The organism is Succinimonas sp., assembly GCF_045225735.1.
GTDB lineage: Bacteria > Pseudomonadota > Gammaproteobacteria > Enterobacterales > Succinivibrionaceae > Succinimonas.
On record NZ_JBGVBR010000185.1, the window covers coordinates 1 to 18,889 of the forward strand.

15 protein-coding genes are annotated in these 18,889 nt (G+C 50.1%); 14 read left to right on the forward strand and 1 reads right to left on the reverse strand.

What is annotated here, in order from left to right; translation table 11 throughout:
• Positions 1–440 (forward strand): DsbA family protein (locus ACJROR_RS06505; RefSeq protein ID WP_406546398.1); only part of this gene is annotated, 440 nt, incomplete at its 5' end.
• A gap of 201 nt (positions 441–641) precedes the next feature.
• Here the strand turns inward: ACJROR_RS06505 and ACJROR_RS06510 are convergent.
• On the reverse strand, positions 642–1,610 hold the full coding sequence (locus ACJROR_RS06510) for an acetyltransferase (protein WP_406546399.1): 969 nt from the start codon (positions 1,608–1,610) through the stop codon (positions 642–644).
• A 366-nt stretch (positions 1,611–1,976) separates the two neighbouring features.
• On the opposite strand from ACJROR_RS06510, the gene ACJROR_RS06515 reads away from it, so the two are divergent.
• The 13 genes from ACJROR_RS06515 to ACJROR_RS06575 all read left to right on the forward strand — a co-directional run bounded on the left by ACJROR_RS06515 (position 1,977) and on the right by ACJROR_RS06575 (position 18,669).
• Positions 1,977–2,906 carry a branched-chain amino acid transaminase gene (locus tag ACJROR_RS06515; protein ID WP_406042336.1) on the forward strand — a complete coding sequence of 310 codons (930 nt, stop codon included), beginning with the start codon at positions 1,977–1,979 and terminating at the stop codon, positions 2,904–2,906.
• Positions 2,907–3,022: 116 nt separating this feature from the next.
• Positions 3,023–4,873: a dihydroxy-acid dehydratase gene (gene ilvD / locus ACJROR_RS06520; RefSeq protein WP_406042334.1), complete on the forward strand. Its 1,851-nt coding sequence runs from the start codon at positions 3,023–3,025 to the stop codon at positions 4,871–4,873.
• A gap of 82 nt (positions 4,874–4,955) precedes the next feature.
• Entirely contained in the window at positions 4,956–6,494 is a 1,539-nt protein-coding gene (gene ilvA / locus ACJROR_RS06525) for a threonine ammonia-lyase, biosynthetic (RefSeq protein WP_406546400.1), read from the forward strand.
• Positions 6,472–6,900: a hypothetical protein gene (locus ACJROR_RS06530; protein WP_406546401.1), complete on the forward strand. Its 429-nt coding sequence runs from the start codon at positions 6,472–6,474 to the stop codon at positions 6,898–6,900. The genes ilvA and ACJROR_RS06530 overlap by 23 nt, the downstream gene beginning before the upstream one ends.
• 130 nt (positions 6,901–7,030) lie before the next feature.
• On the forward strand, positions 7,031–8,314 hold the full coding sequence (locus tag ACJROR_RS06535) for a uroporphyrinogen-III C-methyltransferase (RefSeq protein ID WP_406546402.1): 1,284 nt from the start codon (positions 7,031–7,033) through the stop codon (positions 8,312–8,314).
• 29 nt (positions 8,315–8,343) lie between these two features.
• Positions 8,344–9,516, forward strand: coding sequence for a heme biosynthesis HemY N-terminal domain-containing protein (locus ACJROR_RS06540; RefSeq protein WP_406042326.1), 1,173 nt, complete (start codon positions 8,344–8,346; stop codon positions 9,514–9,516).
• A 74-nt stretch (positions 9,517–9,590) separates the two neighbouring features.
• Complete coding sequence (locus ACJROR_RS06545; RefSeq protein ID WP_406546404.1) at positions 9,591–12,041, forward strand: class I adenylate cyclase; 2,451 nt, start codon at positions 9,591–9,593, stop codon at positions 12,039–12,041.
• 48 nt (positions 12,042–12,089) lie between these two features.
• A complete protein-coding gene (locus ACJROR_RS06550; protein ID WP_406042322.1) occupies positions 12,090–12,290 on the forward strand; it encodes a lipoprotein in 201 nt (66 codons plus the stop codon).
• Positions 12,291–12,448: 158 nt separating this feature from the next.
• Positions 12,449–13,693, forward strand: a complete 1,245-nt coding sequence (lysA, locus tag ACJROR_RS06555) for a diaminopimelate decarboxylase (RefSeq protein ID WP_406042320.1) — start codon at positions 12,449–12,451, stop codon at positions 13,691–13,693.
• A gap of 71 nt (positions 13,694–13,764) precedes the next feature.
• Positions 13,765–14,592, forward strand: a complete 828-nt coding sequence (dapF, locus tag ACJROR_RS06560) for a diaminopimelate epimerase (RefSeq protein ID WP_406546406.1) — start codon at positions 13,765–13,767, stop codon at positions 14,590–14,592.
• A gap of 75 nt (positions 14,593–14,667) precedes the next feature.
• Entirely contained in the window at positions 14,668–15,663 is a 996-nt protein-coding gene (locus tag ACJROR_RS06565; RefSeq protein ID WP_406042316.1) for a tyrosine recombinase XerC, read from the forward strand.
• Positions 15,660–16,370, forward strand: coding sequence for an HAD family hydrolase (locus ACJROR_RS06570; RefSeq protein WP_406546407.1), 711 nt, complete (start codon positions 15,660–15,662; stop codon positions 16,368–16,370). The genes ACJROR_RS06565 and ACJROR_RS06570 overlap by 4 nt, the downstream gene beginning before the upstream one ends.
• Before the next feature lie 196 nt (positions 16,371–16,566).
• The gene (locus ACJROR_RS06575) at positions 16,567–18,669 is read left to right on the forward strand and encodes an ATP-dependent helicase (protein ID WP_406546408.1); all 2,103 of its coding nucleotides are present in this window, start codon (positions 16,567–16,569) and stop codon (positions 18,667–18,669) included.
• Positions 18,670–18,889: the final 220 nt, after the last annotated feature.

An 18,889-nucleotide genomic window follows, 5' to 3' on the forward strand; every position in this document is an offset into this window, starting at 1 on the left:
CCCAGAATCCGGTGCATTATCTGGGCGGCAGCATGGGGCCGGAATTTCAGAAGGCTTATGCCGCGGCAGTCAATCTTAATGTTGCCGAGGCCTTTGTAACCAAGGTCGATGATGAGGTGTTCAACCAGAATAAGGTGCCCCAGTCTCATGATGATGTGGTAAGAATTTTTGAGGAACTTGGAGTGCCGGCTCATACCTTTGAGGCTCAGTACAAATCATTCCCGGTAAGCACCATGGCTGCTCAGTACCGTCAGAATACAGAGGACTCCAAAATACAGGGGGTTCCTGCCGTGGTGGTTAACGGAAAGTACATCATAATTGCCCGGGGCACTAACGGCATTGCGGAGTACTATGCTTTGGTTAAGCATCTCCTAGAGCTTGATGATAAGAAGACAGACGGCGGAGAAGCTCCTGCCGCCGCAGGAAAAGACGGTAAATAACAGCCTGAGCTCAATCCCTGCGATTACCGGGCGGGCTGTGTTTGCTTACTATTGAGACACAAGAGCAAAAAGCAAAGGAGGATGCGGAAAACATCCTCCTTTTTACTTCTCATTTAGATTTAGCCTTTCAGTAAGTTCCGCCGTTCAGCCGGCGTGTCCCTGACTTTTTCCGGGGCGGAATCAGTCTCGGCGCCGGAAGCATTACTCAGAAGGCGACCGGGCTTGTTCTGAATTGTCGTTCTCTGCTCTTTCTCCTGTTTCTGCCTTTTCGTTTTCTCCCGTCTCTCCCTTCATAGCAGACATTTTCTGTTCTTTTCTTTGCCACAGCTCCTTGAGCCAGAGAGAAAAGCTCCGCTTGTACTGCTTATCGGTAAGATAGCTGCCGCGGAGATTATCGGTAATTTCTATTTCTCTTATGCTGATGCACACCTTCTTCAGTCTCCCCGCCAGAAAATCCCGGAAAGGGGTTTTCGGATTGTCCGGATAGCAGAGGGTGACATCAATAATTTTGTTGAATTGCCGCCCCAGACTCTCGAGAGCCACGGCAATGGTGGTGGGTTTGGGCTGCATGAGATGACGGTAGGGAGATTTGGAGAGATCCCTTTTCTCCGGGGTGAAACGGGTGCCTTCCGGGAAAATCACCATCATTGTCGGAACTCCGGAAAATTTTTTGCACGCCTCCCGGGAGGTTTCGATATCGGTAAAACGCTTTTCGGGATGCTTGAGAAGATATGTCCGGGAATATCTCCGCAAAAATGGCATGTCCAGCCCCCAGCAGGCCCATCCCACAAACGGCACGTAAAGCAGAGAATGCTTCAGAAAAAATTTGGGAACCGGCCGGAGATCAGCAAAAACCGCTGCCAGAACCAGGGTATCAAGCCAGCTGATATGATTTGATATCAGAAGGTAAGAATCGTTATGCTCCGCGCTTATGGGAATTTCGCATTGCCAATCCGCATTATTGGTGATTTTCATGATTTCGCGGATGCGCCGAAGCCACCACCTCATGCATTTGTTTGCTGTCCTGATAAAAAATTTATGCCCAAGACCGAAGCACATAAGACGCAGAAAAGCCACCGCGCAGATGGCAAAGGATACTGCCGCAGTGCATATTATCAGCAGAAAAAGGGTGATGCAGATGTTTAACCAAGCCGGGAGAAAACTTAACATATAAGGCCTCTTTTAACTGAGGTATATTTTACCGGAGATAGCGGTTGTTGTGTAAACTTTAGAAAAAGGATCCGAAACGGAAGCAGCGGCTTTGCGGCGAAAAAACGCTGCCCTGGCCGGCGGATATGCTAAAAATGAATCATAACCCGTATATGTTTCGCTTCTGTTGTTGTAAAATGCAAACTGCCTGATGATTTTGCGCGGTATTCCTTTTTCTGGAAAACGGGGTGATAGCGCAGCTTTCTTCGTTTTTTTCTGCGCGTTCCGGATGCAGTGTACGCAGGGACGGTCAGGCGGATTTGCATTCTGCTTGAATTTAAAAAAGTTTTAACCTGAAGCAGCAGGGGTGTATAAGTAGGTATTACTATGGCTGGTAAAGAAATTACTAAGTTTATCTGGTTTAATGGCAATTTTGTTCCCTGGCAGGAAGCAAAGGTCAGCGTTATGACTCACGCTCTTCATTACGGCACTGCTGTATTTGAGGGTATTCGCGCTTATAAGACCAATAACGGAACGGCTGTTTTCCGTCTTAAGGAGCATATGCAGCGCTTCCGCAACTCCGGCCATATCTATCGCATAGAAATTCCCTATTCCGTTGATGCTCTTTGCGATGCCGTATGCAATACCATTAAAGAAAACGGCGTTGATTCCGGCTATATTCGTCCGCTGGCCTTTATCGGCGATGTCGGTCTGGGGGTAAAGCCGCCGAAGGATGCGGAGATCAATACTATTATCGGAATTGTCAAATGGGGAGCCTATCTCAGCGAAGAAGGCATGAGACGCGGCGTTTCCGTGGGCGTGTCCTCCTGGCGCCGTTTAGCTCCGGACACCATTCCCACTGGAGCCAAGGCCGCCGGCAATTATCTGTCCTCCCTGCTGATTTCCAACGAGGCCAAGGAGCACGGTTATGACGAGGGCATCGCTCTTGATGTTAACGGCTACCTTTCCGAGGGATCCGGAGAAAACATCTTCCTGGTGAAGGACGGCGTTTTATATACCGCTCCCATTACCTGCGGCCTTTTGCCGGGCATTACCAGAGATACTGTCATCAAGCTGGCCCGGGATCGCGGCTATCAGGTTCAGGTAGAGCAGATCCCCAGAGAAGCTCTTTATCTTGCCGATGAGGTATTCATGACCGGTTCTGCCGCTGAGATTACTCCGGTGCGCGCCGTAGACGGCTACGAGATCGGATCCGGATCCAGAGGTTCGGTAACAGAGGATCTGCAGAAGGCTTTCTTCGGTCTTTTCAGTGGGGAAACTGAAGATAAATGGAATTGGCTGTATCCTGTGCAGTAACAGGGCGTTTTTGCCGGATTTCATATGACAGTTCAAGGCCAAAAGCTTTTTCATACAGGCTTTTGGTTTTTATTATTTTTGACGTTGTTCAGGATTTATTTCTCAGGAGAATAAAAATGCCGAAATATCGTTCCAGTGTGACCTATGAAGGAAGGAACATGGCCGGAGCCCGGGCTTTGTGGCGGGCAACCGGTATGAAGGATGGGGATTTCGGGAAGCCCATTATTGCCGTTGCCAATTCTTTTACTCAGTTTGTTCCCGGTCATGTGCATCTTCATGACATCGGTCAGCTGGTAGTCAGGGAAATTGAGAAGGCCGGCGGCATTGCCAAGGAATTTGATACCATTGCGGTGGATGACGGCATTGCCATGGGGCATACTGGCATGCTTTATTCATTGCCGAGCCGGGAAATTATTGCCGACAGCGTGGAGTATATGTGCAATGCTCACAAGGCCGATGCTCTGGTGTGCATTTCCAATTGCGACAAGGTTACCCCGGGCATGCTGATTGCCGCCATGCGTCTTAATATTCCCGTTATTTTTGTTTCCGGCGGCCCCATGGAAGCCGGCCAGATCGAAAAGCCCATTGGCGGGCGTACCAAGCTTGACCTGGTTGATATCATGGTCCTGGCTGCCGATAAGAACATTACCGATCAGGAAATCAACGAGGCCGAGAATTACGGCTGCCCCACCTGCGGATCCTGCTCCGGCATGTTTACCGCAAATTCCATGAACAGCCTTACCGAGGCTCTCGGCCTGTCTCAGCCTGGCAACGGCTCTCTTTTGGCTACTCATGTGTTCCGGAGAGATCTGTTTGTGAATGCGGCCCGCAGAATCGTGGAAATGGCCCGCGCCTGGTACGAGCATGACGATGCTTCCGTGCTTCCCAAGTCTATTGCAACGAAGGAAGCCTTTGAAAATGCCATGACGCTGGATATTTCCATGGGCGGTTCCACTAATACGGTGCTGCATCTTCTGGCCGTGGCTCAGGAAGCCGGGGTTGATTTCACCATGAATGATATCGACTGTCTTTCCCGGAAGGTTCCTCACATCTGCAAGGTAGCTCCCTCCACCTCCAAATATCACATGGAGGATGTGCACAGAGCGGGCGGCATAATGGCAATCCTGGGTGAACTGGATCGGCAGGGACTGATTCATCAGAATGTCCATACCGTTATGGGAATGACCATGAAGGAACAGCTGGATAAGTATGATGTGCTCAGAAATCCGGATGAAGCGGTGAAGAAGCTGTACAGCGCCGCTCCCGGCGGCAAGGTTACCATTGATCCCTTCTGTCAGTCCTGCACCTATCCGGAACTGGATCTTGACCGGGAACAGGGCTGTATCAGAAACCGGGATCATGCCTACAGTCTGGACGGCGGTCTGGCTGTGCTTTACGGCAATCTGGCGGAAAACGGCTGCATTGTGAAGACTGCAGGCGTGGATTCCTCTATTTATAAATTCTCCGGACCTGCCGTGGTCTTCGAGAGTCAGGAGGATGCGGTCGAGGGCATCCTTAACGGCGGCGTAAAGGCCGGGGATGTGGTTATTATCCGCTACGAAGGCCCCAAGGGCGGCCCGGGAATGCAGGAAATGCTGTACCCCACTTCCTATCTTAAGTCCGTGGGACTGGGCAAGGAATGCGCTCTCATCACTGACGGCCGCTTCTCCGGCGGCACCTCCGGTCTTTCCATCGGTCATGTCTCTCCGGAGGCGGCTAATCAGGGCAACATCGGTCTTATCAAATCCGGGGATATCATTGACATCGATATTCCGAATCGCTCCATCGGCATCAGGATTTCCGATGAGGAACTCAGAAGCCGGAGAGAGGCGATGAATGCAGCGGGGGATCGGGCCTGGAAGCCTCTGAAGAGAGACCGTGAGGTTTCCCGTTCTCTTATGGCCTATGCCGCGCTGGCCGCATCTGCTGACCGGGGCGGTGTCCGCGATCTCGGTAAACTGGGCTGATTTTAAGAAAACTGAGTTCAGGCTGTTAACATGAGCAGGGGGCTTTCCCCCTGCTTATATTATGATGAGGACAAATATTAAAATGGAACAACCGACACCGGAACAGTATGTGCGCAAAATACTGTTATCTCCAGTATATGAAATAGCAAAGATTACGCCCCTGCAGAAAATGGACAAAATGAGCGAAAAGCTCGGAGTAAATGTGCTTTTGAAGCGCGAGGATCGCCAGGTGGTGCACTCCTTTAAGCTGCGCGGGGCTTATAACAAGATTGCCGGACTTTCCAAGGAGGCTCTGGCCCGGGGAGTAATTGCGGCTTCAGCCGGAAACCATGCTCAGGGGGTAGCTCTGACAGGAACCCGTCTCGGCATCAAGGCAACCATTGTGATGCCGAATTCCACTCCGGATATCAAGATTGACGCTGTAAGAAGGTTCGGCGGCAATGTGGTGCTGTTCGGGTCAACGTTTGACGAGGCATATGCCGAGAGCCGGCGCCTCGCAGATGTTAACGGCTATACGCTGATCCCGCCCTACGACGATCCGGATGTGCTGGCCGGACAGGGAACCATCGCTCAGGAAATTATCAAGCAGAACAGCCATATCACCCATGTATTTATTCAGGTGGGCGGCGGCGGTCTGGCCGCGGGGATGGCTATTTACATTAAGCAGATCCGGCCGGACATTAAGGTTATTGCCGTGGAGTCCGAGGGCAGTGCCTGTCTTAAGGCTGCTCTTGATGCCGGAGAGCCGGTGACTCTGGACAAGGTTTCGCTGTTTGCCGACGGAGTGGCCGTGAAGAGAATCGGCGATGAGACCTTCAGGATTCTCAAGGATAATGTAGATGACATTGTTCTTTGCTCCAATGATGAAATCTGCGCTGCCATGCGGGATATCTTTGATGATACCCGGGCGATTTCAGAGCCCAGCGGGGCTTTGTCTCTGGCCGGCATAAAGAAATACATGCAGAGTCATCCGGAACTCAGGGGAAATCCCGATATTACCATGGCGGCAATTCTGTCTGGGGCCAATCTGAAATTCCATACTTTGAGATTTGTCTCCGAGCGCTGCGAGGTGGGCGAAAGAGCAGAAGGCATTCTCTCGGTCAAAATTCCCGAAAAGAAAGGAGCATTCCTGGAGTTTTGCAAGAGACTGGGCGGGCGCTCCGTAACGGAATTCAATTACCGCTACGCAGATCCCGATGAGGCCAGAATTTTTGTGAGCGTGCACCTTTCCAACGGCGATGAAGAGCTGTTGTCAATTATTGAAAGTCTGCGCGCCGGCGGTTATGAGGTCACCAACATGACTGACAATCTGCTGGCTAAGAATCATGTGCGTTACATGATTGGCGGACATCCGCAGAAGACCCTGTCTGAAAAAGCTTACGTCTTTGAATTCCCTGAGGTTAAGGATTCTCTGCTGCGATTCCTGGAAACTCTGGGCACCAGATATAACATCACCTGTTTCCATTATCGGAACCGGGGTATGGAATTCGGCAGCGTGCTGTGCTGTTTTGAACTGGAGGATCGTGACGTTGAGGTCTTTAACCGCCATCTGGAAGAATTAAACTATGACTGCCATGAGGTCACTCAGGATTTGTCGTATGTCCAGTTCCTTAATCCGTAAGGCGGCCTTGTTTGTCTGCGGGGTTCTGACAGTTCAGACGGTTGCCGCAGGGGCGGACGCTTTGGCTACCTGGAAGCTTACGGAACGGCTCCCGGATCGGATCCGGTTTGCCAGAGACGGGGCCTCTCTGACGGTAGCCGTTGATGCGGAAGCAAAGAAGCATTTCAGCGCGGCCAAGGCCTATGCGCAGGCCCTGATGGATTCTTTCCACGGCGGGGATTTGCGTCCTCTGCCGGCCGTGCGGGGCTGGGAGTTTTCATTTGCGGGAACGCTGGGATGCGCTTTGGCGGTAGCGGATAACGGTGATCATTATAAGGTTACCATTCTCTGCGGCGCGGCCCCCCGGGAAGAGCTTGCCGAGCTTCTTGCCATAGCGGAAAGAGAACTCGCCAAAAAGCAGCAGTAAATGCCTGCTGGAAAGCGGACAAAAACCGAAAAAAACAGGATTGTGAAGGCAGGATGTTACCTGCCTTTTTTTGCGGTGCTTTGCTATGTTTTGTTATAATGATCATATTAATTTAAGGTAGATGCCCGCTATGTCAGATAAAAACGAAATCATGGAAAATGAACAGAAAAATGAGGATTCCCCTGCTTCGCTGCAGGATGCGGATGCAGTAAAGTCTTTTACGGATCCCGGGGATGCGGAAGGCCGGACTTCTGCTAATGCTGAAAATCCGGACGCAGCAGGCGGCAATGCCGAAAATTCAGCCGCAAATAAGCCTGTTCAGGATTATGCCGGGCAGGAAAGTCAGGAGCGTCTGGAGGATCTTGAGAAGTCGGTAAAAAGACTGAAAAAGGGCGTGATTATTTCCTGCGGACTGGGACTTTTGATAATTCTGATCTCCGGAGCGATATGGTCGCAGAATTCAGATCTGTCAAAGCGTCCGCTCCCGAAAAACTATGACAGCGCTGTAAGCGAGCTCCGCGCTGAGAATCAGGAGCTCCGCAGCCTGATAAACAGAATGTCCTCCGGTATTAAAACCGAGTTTCAGACAGATATCAGATCCTCGGAGTCCCGGCTGAACGGACAGGTAAACAGTCTCAAGAGGGAGCAGGAGAGAATTAATCAGGCTTTGCGGGAGCTTCTGAACAAGTCCGGAGATACGGCGCCGGATGAACTGTGGCAGATTTACGAGGCGGTATTTCTTATTAACATTGCCGATCGCAAGATGCTGGCCGACCAGGATTATGTAACTGCCAGGATTCTGCTTCAGAATGCCGATGACCTGATAAGAGGTCTGGACGATCCCCGGGCCCGGGAACTCCGCGCTTCTCTGGCCAAGGATATTAATACTCTGGGGAATATGCCCAGGATAGACCGGGAGGGCATGCTGCTCAGGCTGCAGGAGCTTTCATTCAATGTGGGACTTTTTCCGCTGAAATCCCTGAAATCAACCGCAGGCTCCGTTCAGGAGAAAAAGGATATTTCGGGAGACTTTTCCGAATGGCGGCAGAATCTTATGAACTCTCTGGGGCAGTTTATGGACAGCTTTATCACTGTCCGGAAAAAGCAGCCCGAGGATCCGGAGCTCATTGATGTCAGCAGCGAAGCAGCCCTCCGGGAAAATATCAGAGGCTATCTCCTGACGGCGCAGACGGCCTTTTACCGCGGGGATCTCAAGCTCTTTCAAAAGAGCCTCATAAGAGCTGACTACCTTATCAAAAGGTATTTTGACAACGGGGACAAGGTGGTGATAAACACCAGAGAGCAGATAAAGGCCTCCCTGGCTCCGGTAGAAAATGTAACGCCGCCGACGCACCTTGAAAGTCAGGTTACCATGCGCAGTTACCTGAAAACGACAGAAAGAAAAGAACAGTAACACCTGACGGATATTATATAGGGACGTACATGATAAAGTTTGTTACCATCCTGGCGCTGATAGTTGCTTTGCTTTTCTTTGCGCCGATGCTTTCCGGCAATCAGGGGCTTTTGCATATTGAGATTGCCTCCTACGTGATAGAAACCAGCGTGGCGGCAGGTGTTATCATTCTGCTGGTGTTCATGCTTCTGTTTTATCTCGCTTTGGGGCTTCTGGGCTGGCTACTGGGAGTGAAGGGCGGACTTATGTCCTGGTTTAACGATTCCCGCACCCGCAAGGCGGACAGACGGCTGGCAAAAGCGGTAAGAGCCTATCTCACCGGGGATTACTGTCAGGCTCAGGACTCTGCAGAAAAATCGCTGAAGTGGTCAACTGTGCCTGAAATTTCAAGACTGCTGGCCATTGCCGGAGGATATAGGAGCGGCGATCCGGATCGGGCAGCCCGGGGGCATGATCTTGTGAACAGCGCTGATGCTGAAGATGCCTTTGCGGTCTGTCTGTTCAAGGCGCAGGAATGTCTCTCCCGAAAGGAGTGGCTGAGCGCTCTCCGCATTGCCGAAGCCCTGAGAAACAATCACAAGGATCATCATCTGGTTAATAAGGTATATTTTGAAGCGCTGGCCGCCCTGAACAAATATGCGGAAATTGAAGATAACCGCGAGTGCTTCGTCCGGGAAGGCCTTTTGAATGACGGCAATTTTTACCGCTTCATTACCAGCCGCATTGTTAAGGAGATCGGCTGCCTTAAGGATGTTTCGGTGCTGCGGCAGATGCAGAAGGATCTGCCCCGGGATATTTCCGGACGCCCGGAGGTGATTTTGGCATTCGGCGAAAGGCTTTTTGCCCTGGGAGAATCCGATCGGGCCTATAAGCTGGTGAGCAGACTGCTGAAGGATCCGGAGGTGCGGGAGCAGGCTTTTGCAGGAATTGCCGCTTGGAATATCGGCGATCGGAGCATTTTGGATCTTTTAAACAGCCTTGACAGCGAGGAAACATCATTTGCTATGCTGGCGGCCCGGGCAAATATGCATCTTTTTCTTGATGAAACCAGGGAAGCCCGGGAAATGTTTGAAGTGCTGGTCAGGGAGCGGCCCCGGCCGCTTTACTATATTAAGCTCGGCCAGTGTCTTCTGAAATCGGGCCATCCGGAACAGGCGGCTTTATTTTATCAGGAGGCGGTAAAGCTTAATTATCCGGGGTGATTTTTGCGAATGCTGAACATGGCTGATATTGCTGACAAAGGCTTTTAATCTGAATTTTTGCACTTGCGGCTGATATGGATTTTGATTATTCCCGTACCAAGATATATGAACAGCGCTATCTGGAAAACAACCGGGCAAGAATTGCCCGCGCTCTTTCCATGATGAATCCCGAGGCTCAGGAAATCTTTAATCTTGTTCCGGTTTTTTTGCATTACAATCATCTGGCGGTTCCGTCTTATGTTGAGGATTCTCCGGATGGCGCGGAGGTTCCTCACGGCATCCGCAATTTTGAGCTGACCCCGGAACAGCAGGCTTATATTTCTTCCTTAAGCGGCAGCGCCGGTTACTATTCCATTATTTCCCGCGATGAATCCATTCTGGCCCTTTACTGCATGGGCAGCACCTCATCCATCGGTCAGGGGCCGAAATCAGATATTGACTACTGGGTCTGCGTTTCCCGGCATATGAGCGCTGAAAAAATCGCTCTTCTGGAAAAAAAATGCGAGGTAATCCGGCAAAAGGCGGAAGATCGCGGGGTGGAGATCAATCTTTTTATAGTCAAGGAGGATCAGTTTACCAATCCCCAGAACGATCAGCGCACGGACGAGGAAAGCTGCGGCAGCGCTCAGAAGCTTTTTCTTCTGGATGAGTTTTATCGCAGTTCCATCTATCTTGGCGGGCAGAAGCTTGTTTGGATGCTGGTTCCCCGCGAATATGAAAAGAATTACAGTCAGTATGTCGAGGGGCTTTTCCGGAAGAAGATTATCAAAAGGGAAGAATGGCTGGATCTGGGAAGCGTGGGAAAGATTCCGGTGGACGAGTATTACGGTTCCGCTCTCTGGCTTCTTTACAAGGGCATAGATTATCCCTTCAAAGCGGCGCTTAAAATCATGCTGATGGAGGTTTACAGTGCCGAATATCCCGATACGGAGCTCCTGTCCATTCTTATCCGGGATACCATTCAGAAAAATGACCGTTATGTTCCGGAGATGGATTCCTATTACTGCTGTTATCTGAAAATCGCCAAATATCTGGAACAACAGCAGGATCCGCAGCGGGAATATCTGTTAAAGCTCTGCTTTTATTTCAAGATCTCCGCCGGCATGAAGGCAATGGCGGACTCTGACATTCGGGCGGAACGCAAAAAACTGTTTTACCGCCTTCTGAAGGACTGGAACTGGTCTGACCGGGAACTCAGCTTTATCGATGAAAGATTCCGCTGGCATATTAACGAGGTGCGCCGAGTGTACGGCATCCTTTTTGACAGCATGATGCAAAGCTACAAGGCTCTTTTAAATTTCGGCATTCGGAACAATATCAAGGATTCCATCCGTTTCAGAGATATCCGGGTGCTCAGCCGCAAGCTGTACACTGCCTTTGATACTTCTCCGGGAAAAATCAAGATCTACAACCTCAATATCGGTCAGATTGCTGCCGAGAGCAGCATCACCTTTGTGGAGGCGGGGGCTTCCGGGGTATGCCGCAACGGCTGGTATGTCTATGCCCAGAGCCGGATGGATCGGGTGATGATCAGTCAGAAGAAGCCTTTGGCATTTTTTCCGGATCTGGGATCTGCCATTGTGGAGTGCTGGGTCAACGGGATGATATCAGAAAAGACCTCTATCAGCGTTCATACCCGGAACCCGATTCTTACCGGCCCCAGAATCCGTGAGTTTACGAACGATCTTTCCCGTTCTTTTCCGGAAATCTCCGGCAAGATAACAAATGAGGATCTGCTCAACCCGGAAATGGTCAGGGATGTGGCGGTTTTTGTAAATCTGGAAAGAGATCCCGCCGGCGAGCTTTTGAAAAACGGGGATGAAAACATTAATGCCACCAATATCTTTTCAGTCGGCAGCAAAAGAATCTCCCTTATCGGTTCGGTGATTATGGTGCTGAGAACCTCCTGGAATCAGTTTTTTGTAAACAGCTATTCCGAAACAGACACCAATCACTGCATTACCGACTTTGTGAAGGATGTCGGCAGATTTTTTCACAGAAAGGAGCATTCCCTGCGGTCTTTGGTGTTTTTTCAGTACGGCAAGGCTCTGGAGGTTTATATCCGGGCCGGAATGCTGGATGTTCTGGAAAAAATCAGAAGCTGCATAAACAATCCGCAAAAGGGCTTTTTCAAGATTAACATTTCCGGAAATGACTACGTTATTTCCTGTAATTACCAGGGGCTTTCGGTGACACTGGGGGACAACGAAATCCCTCAGGATCCTCAGGATGTGCCGGAAGCGGTGCTTAACAGCGCTACCACGGGACTTCATCAGTTCTTCTTTCAGGAGGTGGCGCCGGGTGTCTGGGATATCTTTAATTCTGACACCGAGCGCCGGATAAAGGTTTATCGGCGATTTACCGGAAACATCAGAGAACTGGTGCTGGATATCAACCGGCATTATGCCAAGCTTTTGGACAATGAAAGCAACAGATATGTGAGATGCCGGCAGTATTTCAATCTGCCGCAGTACTACCGCGTTTCCGGCGACGGATTGAGTATTGTTCCTTTGGCGGTGCCGTAGCAATCCGGAAAGGACTCATGAATTTTCCATAAAGAGACGGGGGTTTCGGTGATTAAGAGACAGTTTTTTATCGCGCTGATATTGATGTCGCTGCTTTCAGGATGCGGACTTAAAGGAGGACTGTACCTTCCTGAGGAGAGCAGCGATGAGAAGACTGCTGAGCCCGGGGTTTTGTCAGAAGATCCTTCTTTGAATCCGGCTTCTCCTGCGGCGCCGGCAGATGAAACTCCGGAAACAGACAGGGAGTAGCTGTTTTTTTTTTTCTTTTCTGTCCTTTTCCGATTATTGTGAGCCGGTTCCTTCCAGCGGAGCATCCGGATTTTGCAAATATCTGATGATATCCGCCTGTTAGCTGCTAAAATAACTTTCCGCGCGCTGGGCATTATTCCTGAAAAGAGGTATTTGACATGGAAACTTTTGAACGCAATGAAAAAGGCTCAATGATGGCTGAAGGAGTTTCAGTATCTTCTCTGGCCTTGCAGTACGGCACTCCCCTGTATATTTATTCAGAAAAGGCGCTGAGGGATCACTTCAGCGAATTTGATAAAAGCGCCGGTGATTTTCCGCACCTGATCTGCTATGCCGTAAAGGCCAACAGCAATCTTTCCGTGCTCAGGCTTATGGCTTCCCTGGGGGCCGGATTTGATATTGTGTCAGGAGGCGAACTGGCCCGGGTGCTTAAGGCCGGCGGAGATCCTGCCAGGGTGGTGTATTCGGGCGTAGCCAAAACAGAAAAGGAGATAACCTTTGCTCTGGATGCGGGGATTCTCTCCTTCAATGTGGAATCAGAGGCGGAAATGGAACGGATAAGCAGCATCGCCGCTGCCGCCGGCAAAACCGCCCGGGTTTCCGTCAGAGTGAATCCTGATGTGGATGCCGGAACCCATCCTTACATTTCCACCGGGCTTAAATCCAACAAATTCGGGGTGCCGGTGGAAAGAGCCTTCAGTCTTTATAAAAAGGCCCGGGATCTGCCCGGTCTTGAGATTGTGGGCATAGACTGTCACATCGGCTCTCAGCTCACCAGCCTGTCCCCCTTTGAGGATGCCATTGATCGTGTGATCCGGCTCATTGCAAGACTCAGAGAGGAGGGCATTAATCTGAAGCATATCGATGTGGGCGGCGGCCTGGGCGTCGTTTACAACGATGAAGTGCCGCCCTCCCGGAAAGCTTATATGGAAACGATTTTAAAGAAAATTCAGGGGCTGGGTCTCCTCCTTATCTGCGAACCCGGCAGATCCATGGTGGCCAATGCCGGTGTCCTGGTTTCTCGCTGCGAGTATTTGAAGGAAGGTGAACTGACGGATTTCTGCATTGTTGATACGGCCATGAATGATATGATCAGACCTTCTCTTTATCAGGCATGGATGAAAATCGAAGAGGCTGAAGCGGATGAAAGCATTCCGGAGAAGGTATTCAATGTAGTAGGTCCGGTATGCGAAACCGGAGATTTTCTGGGCAAGGAAAGAAGCCTCAGGGTTAAGCCCGGAGATTATCTGGTGATGCAGGGAGCCGGGGCGTACGGCTTCTCCATGTCGTCGAACTACAATTCCAGAACCCGGCCCTGCGAGGTTATGGTATCTGGAACAGAGCACCGGGTGATCCGCAGAAGAGAATCCCCCGAAGATCTCTGGCGCGGGGAAGAGCTTTAACAGTCGTCAGGTTCCGCCGGCGAACCTAATGGCCTGAGAGCGGTGATGGCGCAGGGAACAGGGAGAGGTCAATGCTTGTCCATTTTTCAAAAATGGAGTGTCTGGGACAGGATTTTATGGTTATGGATGCCGTAACCGAAAAAATTTTCCCAGTGCCTGAAAAGATCTCAAAATGGGCCCGGCGCTGTACCGGAGTGGGGTTTTCGGAATTTGCTCTGGTGGAACCCCCTTATGATCCGGATACTGATTTCTATTTCAGGGTGTTCGGAGCTTCCGGACAGGAGCGTCCCCTGAGCGGTCATGCCTCTCTTGCCATGGGGCGTTTTGTCAGAGACCGCCGGCTCATAAACCGTTCCCGCATCAGGGCCGGGTATAACGGCGGTCTGATGACTCTTGATGTCTCTGACGAAAATGAGATTTCCGCAAATCTGGGACTGCCGGTTTTCGATCCCTCCCGTTTGGGCTTTAAAACCAAGAAGCAGGAAAAGACCTACATTTTGGAATACGGCAAAAAAGGGGTTCTGGTGTCGGTGATCGGATTTCCGGATGTTCATGTGATAGTGGAATCCTGTGATTTGGAAAAGGCGGATGCCGCGGGCATGGGGCAGGCTCTGGCAGCATTGGATCGCTTTTCCGGGGCTCCCCAGGTTGATTTCATGGAAGTGATAAACAGGCATGAATTGTCGTTAAGGAGCTATCGTCAGGAAAAGGGGGAATGCCCGTCCTCCGGAACCGGAGCTGCAGTAAGCGCTGTTGCCGGCTTCATGCATGATATTCTGGACTCTCCCGTAAAGATTGTTTCAAGGTCGGGAACCGAGGAGGTGTGCCGGAACAATGACGGTTCCGTTTCTCTCACCGCCCGGGTAAATTTTGTATTCAGCGGCATGGTTGAAATCTGACGCTTGCAGCCAGCCGTTGCCTTCCGCTGGTTCTTTTTGCATGTTCTGTTGCAGAAATTTTCGGAGATGGACTAAATGACATCCGATGATGGTTTTTCTTTTCAGGAGAATTCTCTCTTTCCTCCCGTAGCTGATTTTCTGGAATATCTGATTCTGGAACGCAATTACAGCGAAAAAACAGTGGAATCATACCGGCTTACCCTTAAAAGGGCAGTGTATGAGCTCTATAATTTGTATCCGGAAATCAGATCCTGGGAAGATGTCACTCCGGTAAACATCCGCAAAATTCTCCGCGCGCTGGAAAATCTTAATGATCCCTCCAAACGCATGTCCGGCAGATCCAAGGCTCATTTTCTGAGCGTTTTAAGAAGCTTTCATAAATTCCTGCGCAGCAAAGGGCGGGTCAGCAATGATTTCATGTTAAATATAGAAACACCAAAGTATCAGCCCAAGCTTCCGGAATACCTTACAGAAGATCAGTTCAGCGAACTGATAAAGCTGCCGCCGAATCCGGAGCCGCGGGATTACCGGGACAATGCCATTATCGAGCTTTTGTTTTCCAGCGGTTTACGGGTGGCAGAGGCGGTTTCGCTGACATTGGAGGACGTGGATCTGGAACACGGCATGCTGCATGTGGTAGGTAAAGGTAACAAGGAGCGGTATGTTCCCTGCGGCGATTACGGGATCAGAGCTCTTACGAGATGGTACCATGTCAGAGATACCTATGAACCGTTATGCTCCAATGTCTTTATTAACAGATACGGCAATCCGCTGACCACCAGAGCGGTGCAGATCATGATCAAGAAGAAGGGGCTGGAACAAGCTCTTCCGGTACAGGTTCATCCTCACAAGCTCAGACATTCCTTTGCCACGGAAATGCTCCGGGGCGGGGCTGATATTAAGGTCATTCAGGAGTTGATGGGGCATGCCTCAACTAATACTACCGGTGTTTATCTCCATCTGGACATCGGAGATCTTAAAAAGGTGTATGACAAAAATCATCCTCTGGCGCTGAAGAGCAGCGAAAATCAAGGGGATAACCTGAACAGCGAAAAAGACGGGACAAAGTGATTTTCTTTAAATCCTTCACAAGACCTCGGGCGATATGCTTTGATCTTGATGATACCCTTTACGACAATACGGTTCCGATAGCTGCTGCCGAAAGATATATCAGAGAGTTTGCCGGGAAACATTATCTCGGCGGCCGGACTTTATCTCCGGAAGAATATGCTGAAACCAAAGCGGCTGTCATAAGAGAATGTCCGGATCTGGCAGCGGATGTTTCCATGGTGCGGTATTTTGCTTACCGGCAGATCCTTTTGGATTTCGGATATCCCAGGGAGGAGGCCGGTGTTCTGGCTCATGGCATTACCGAGGAATTTATCAGGGTGCGTTCCCGGATAGAAATACCGGATGATGCGCTGGAAACTCTGCTGGTTCTTCGTAAACATTATCCTCTGGCGGCATTGTCCAACGGTAATGCCGATATGAAAAGAACGCGTCTTGCCCCGGTCTTTGAACACATCTGGCGACCGGTGTCAGGTTTTTCTCCGAAGCCGGCCGGAGATTTGTTTTGGATGGCTGCCGGTTACTACGGGATTTCTCCCTCGGAATTGCTGTTTGTCGGAGATGATCCCCTGAATGACATCTCAGGAGCCCTGCGTTTCGGCTGTCAGGTTTGCTGGCAGACGCAGTACCGGAAACCGGAACGAGAGATCATGTCTCTCCCTCATGTTATGATTTCCCACATTCGGGAGCTTATTGATTTACTGCTATAATTTTGCCGGACGGTTCCGGAGCTAATCATGTAACTGGTTATAGCAAAATGTTCCACGTGGAACAATATGGTGTTTCACGGAAATACAGCGGTGTTGTCCGTTTTTTTTCATAATGTTCCACGTGGAACAGTTTCCGGAAAACAGCAGAGCAGGCTGTTTTTTTAGCTGGTTTCTTAAATGACAGGAATACCCAAAAATGAAAGATTCTGATCAGATTACCGCCGGGTTAAACGAGGAACAGAAGGAAGCTGTAACAGCTCCGCGGCAGAATATTCTGGTGCTGGCAGGAGCCGGTACCGGGAAAACACGGGTGCTGGTTTCCCGCATTGCCTATCTGGTGGAACGCTGCGGGGTGGATGCAAACCGTATATTGGCAGTAACCTTTACCAATAAGGCCGCCAGGGAAATGAGGGATCGTTTGGCTCTTATTCTGGGAGAGCACAGTTCCCGCCGGCTTTGGGCTTATACCTTTCATACGGCATCCTCTCATATACTCAGAAATTTTGCCGCTGAAGCCGGACTCACCAGAAATTTCACCATTATTGATACTGCCGATCAGCTGTCTGTGGTTAAGAAGGTGATGGAGGAACTGAAGCTGCCGGCAGAGGTCTGGGTTAACAATGTCAAATACAATGCCCGCAACTATCTTCAGAAAATCATGGATGAAAAGGCGCGGGGAAATCGTCCTGGCATGGAGGGAGAGAGTATTCTGCCCAGCTTTTATGATGTTTATGCTCAGTATCAGAACAGATGCGATAAAAGCGATCAGGCAGATTTTGAGGAGCTTATTCTCAGAACCTGCGAGCTTATTGAGAATCAGCCGCGGGTAAGACAGTATATCCGGATGAAATTTCAGGAAATTCTGGTGGACGAGTTTCAGGATACCAACAGCCTGCAGTATCGCTGGCTGAAGCTGATAAGCGGCGCGGAAAACCTGGATCCCGAAAAGAAGCCGGCTAATGTTCTTATAGTGGGAGATGATGATCAGTCTATTTACGGCTGGCGCGGCGCGGCAGCGGAGAATATGTTTTATTTTCAGAAGGAATTTGCCCCGGTAAAAATGATCAAGCTGGTGCAGAATTACCGTTCCACAAAGGCTATTCTGAGCAATGCTAACAGTCTGATAAAGAATAATACCAGGCATCTGGCGGAAAAGAATCTGATTACTCATAACCCGGATGCCACCATGGTCAAGCTATTGGAATCCTATGATAACAACGACGAAGCTGAAGAAATCGCCAAAACCATCAGAAAGCTTGTGGACAATCTAGGCCGGGATCCCTCTGATATTGCCGTTCTCTACCGCACCAACGCGCAGTCTCGTCTCATTGAAAAAGAGCTGGTTGCGTACGGCATAGAATATAACATTTATGGCGGCGCGCGCTTTTATGACCGGGAGGAGGTCAAAAACGCCCTTGCCTATCTCCGGCTGATAATCAATCCTGAGGATAACATTTCATTCAGCAGAATCGTCAATGTTCCCTCCCGTAAAATCGGCAAGGTTACCCTGAGTAAAATTGAGGCTTTGCATCATGAGTTTGGCGTAAGCATGTTTCGGGCTGCCGAAATGTATGTCACCAAAAACAAATCACGGCCTCTTAAGGATTTTATTGCGCTGATTAAGGGGTTTGCCGCCCGTCTTGAGGAAATTCCCGGCAAGAGCGAGGATATCGCCGCATTTCTGAAAAGCGTGATTACGGACAGCGGTCTTCGTGATTATTATCAGGAAAAAACAGCCAAGGAGGAAGCCGACAGAAGCATTGACCGCACGGGCAATCTTGATGAGCTGATATCAGATATTGCCAACCGTGATTATCTGGAAGTTGAGGATCAGGGGATTGAGGCTCAGGGAATGGCGGAACCGGAATCAGATGAAGAAGATGATGCAGATAACAGCGATAATAAATACTCTTTAAGAGATTTTATTCAGATATATTTAGCGTCTGCCGCTCTTATGCCCAGCTCTGAGCTTCTCAAAAGCGAAGAAAACCACGCTGTCAATCTGATGACTATTCACTGTTCCAAAGGACTGGAATTCGGGGCGGTGATAATTGCCGGTTTTGAACAGGGATTGCTGCCGCTGGAGCGGTACAGCAGCTTTGAAAAAGAGGATGAGCGTCTTGAAGAGGAGCGCCGGCTGGCCTACGTTGCGATCACCAGAGCCAAGGAGCTTCTTTTCCTGTCATATGCCCAGACCCGGATGTCCTACTATGGGACATATAATACCGGTGCCAGCAGCTTTGTGGAGGAGCTTGATCATAACTGTCTCGACACGGATCTGGACTTCCTTGATGCCTGATCCGGAAACCTTCACCGCCGGGCCGGTTTTTTACTGCGGAACAGGGACTGACTTTGGATATTGAGACGGATCTCAAATTTTACTAGACAAAAGCCGCCGGGGGTGATACCCTTAACGCCACAAGGTCGCGTGGCCTTTGTTTCATTGTAATCTTTCTTTAATTTTTCCGCAGTCTGACCCGATCTTTTTCTCCGGGTGATATGCGTCTTCGCACTCAATT

What these genes read in the sequence shown, in the direction of transcription:
- ACJROR_RS06515 (WP_406042336.1), top strand. Translation starts at nt 1,977, where the DNA reads ATGGCTGGTAAAGAAATTACTAAGTTTATCTGGTTTAATGGCAATTTT.
- ACJROR_RS06575 (WP_406546408.1), top strand. Translation starts at nt 16,567, where the DNA reads ATGAAAGATTCTGATCAGATTACCGCCGGGTTAAACGAGGAACAGAAG.
- ilvA (WP_406546400.1), top strand. Translation starts at nt 4,956, where the DNA reads ATGGAACAACCGACACCGGAACAGTATGTGCGCAAAATACTGTTATCT.
- ACJROR_RS06530 (WP_406546401.1), top strand. Translation starts at nt 6,472, where the DNA reads ATGTCCAGTTCCTTAATCCGTAAGGCGGCCTTGTTTGTCTGCGGGGTT.
- ACJROR_RS06510 (WP_406546399.1), bottom strand. Translation starts at nt 1,610, where the DNA reads ATGTTAAGTTTTCTCCCGGCTTGGTTAAACATCTGCATCACCCTTTTT.
- ACJROR_RS06565 (WP_406042316.1), top strand. Translation starts at nt 14,668, where the DNA reads ATGACATCCGATGATGGTTTTTCTTTTCAGGAGAATTCTCTCTTTCCT.
- dapF (WP_406546406.1), top strand. Translation starts at nt 13,765, where the DNA reads ATGCTTGTCCATTTTTCAAAAATGGAGTGTCTGGGACAGGATTTTATG.
- ACJROR_RS06540 (WP_406042326.1), top strand. Translation starts at nt 8,344, where the DNA reads ATGATAAAGTTTGTTACCATCCTGGCGCTGATAGTTGCTTTGCTTTTC.
- ACJROR_RS06545 (WP_406546404.1), top strand. Translation starts at nt 9,591, where the DNA reads ATGGATTTTGATTATTCCCGTACCAAGATATATGAACAGCGCTATCTG.
- lysA (WP_406042320.1), top strand. Translation starts at nt 12,449, where the DNA reads ATGGAAACTTTTGAACGCAATGAAAAAGGCTCAATGATGGCTGAAGGA.
- ilvD (WP_406042334.1), top strand. Translation starts at nt 3,023, where the DNA reads ATGCCGAAATATCGTTCCAGTGTGACCTATGAAGGAAGGAACATGGCC.
- ACJROR_RS06535 (WP_406546402.1), top strand. Translation starts at nt 7,031, where the DNA reads ATGTCAGATAAAAACGAAATCATGGAAAATGAACAGAAAAATGAGGAT.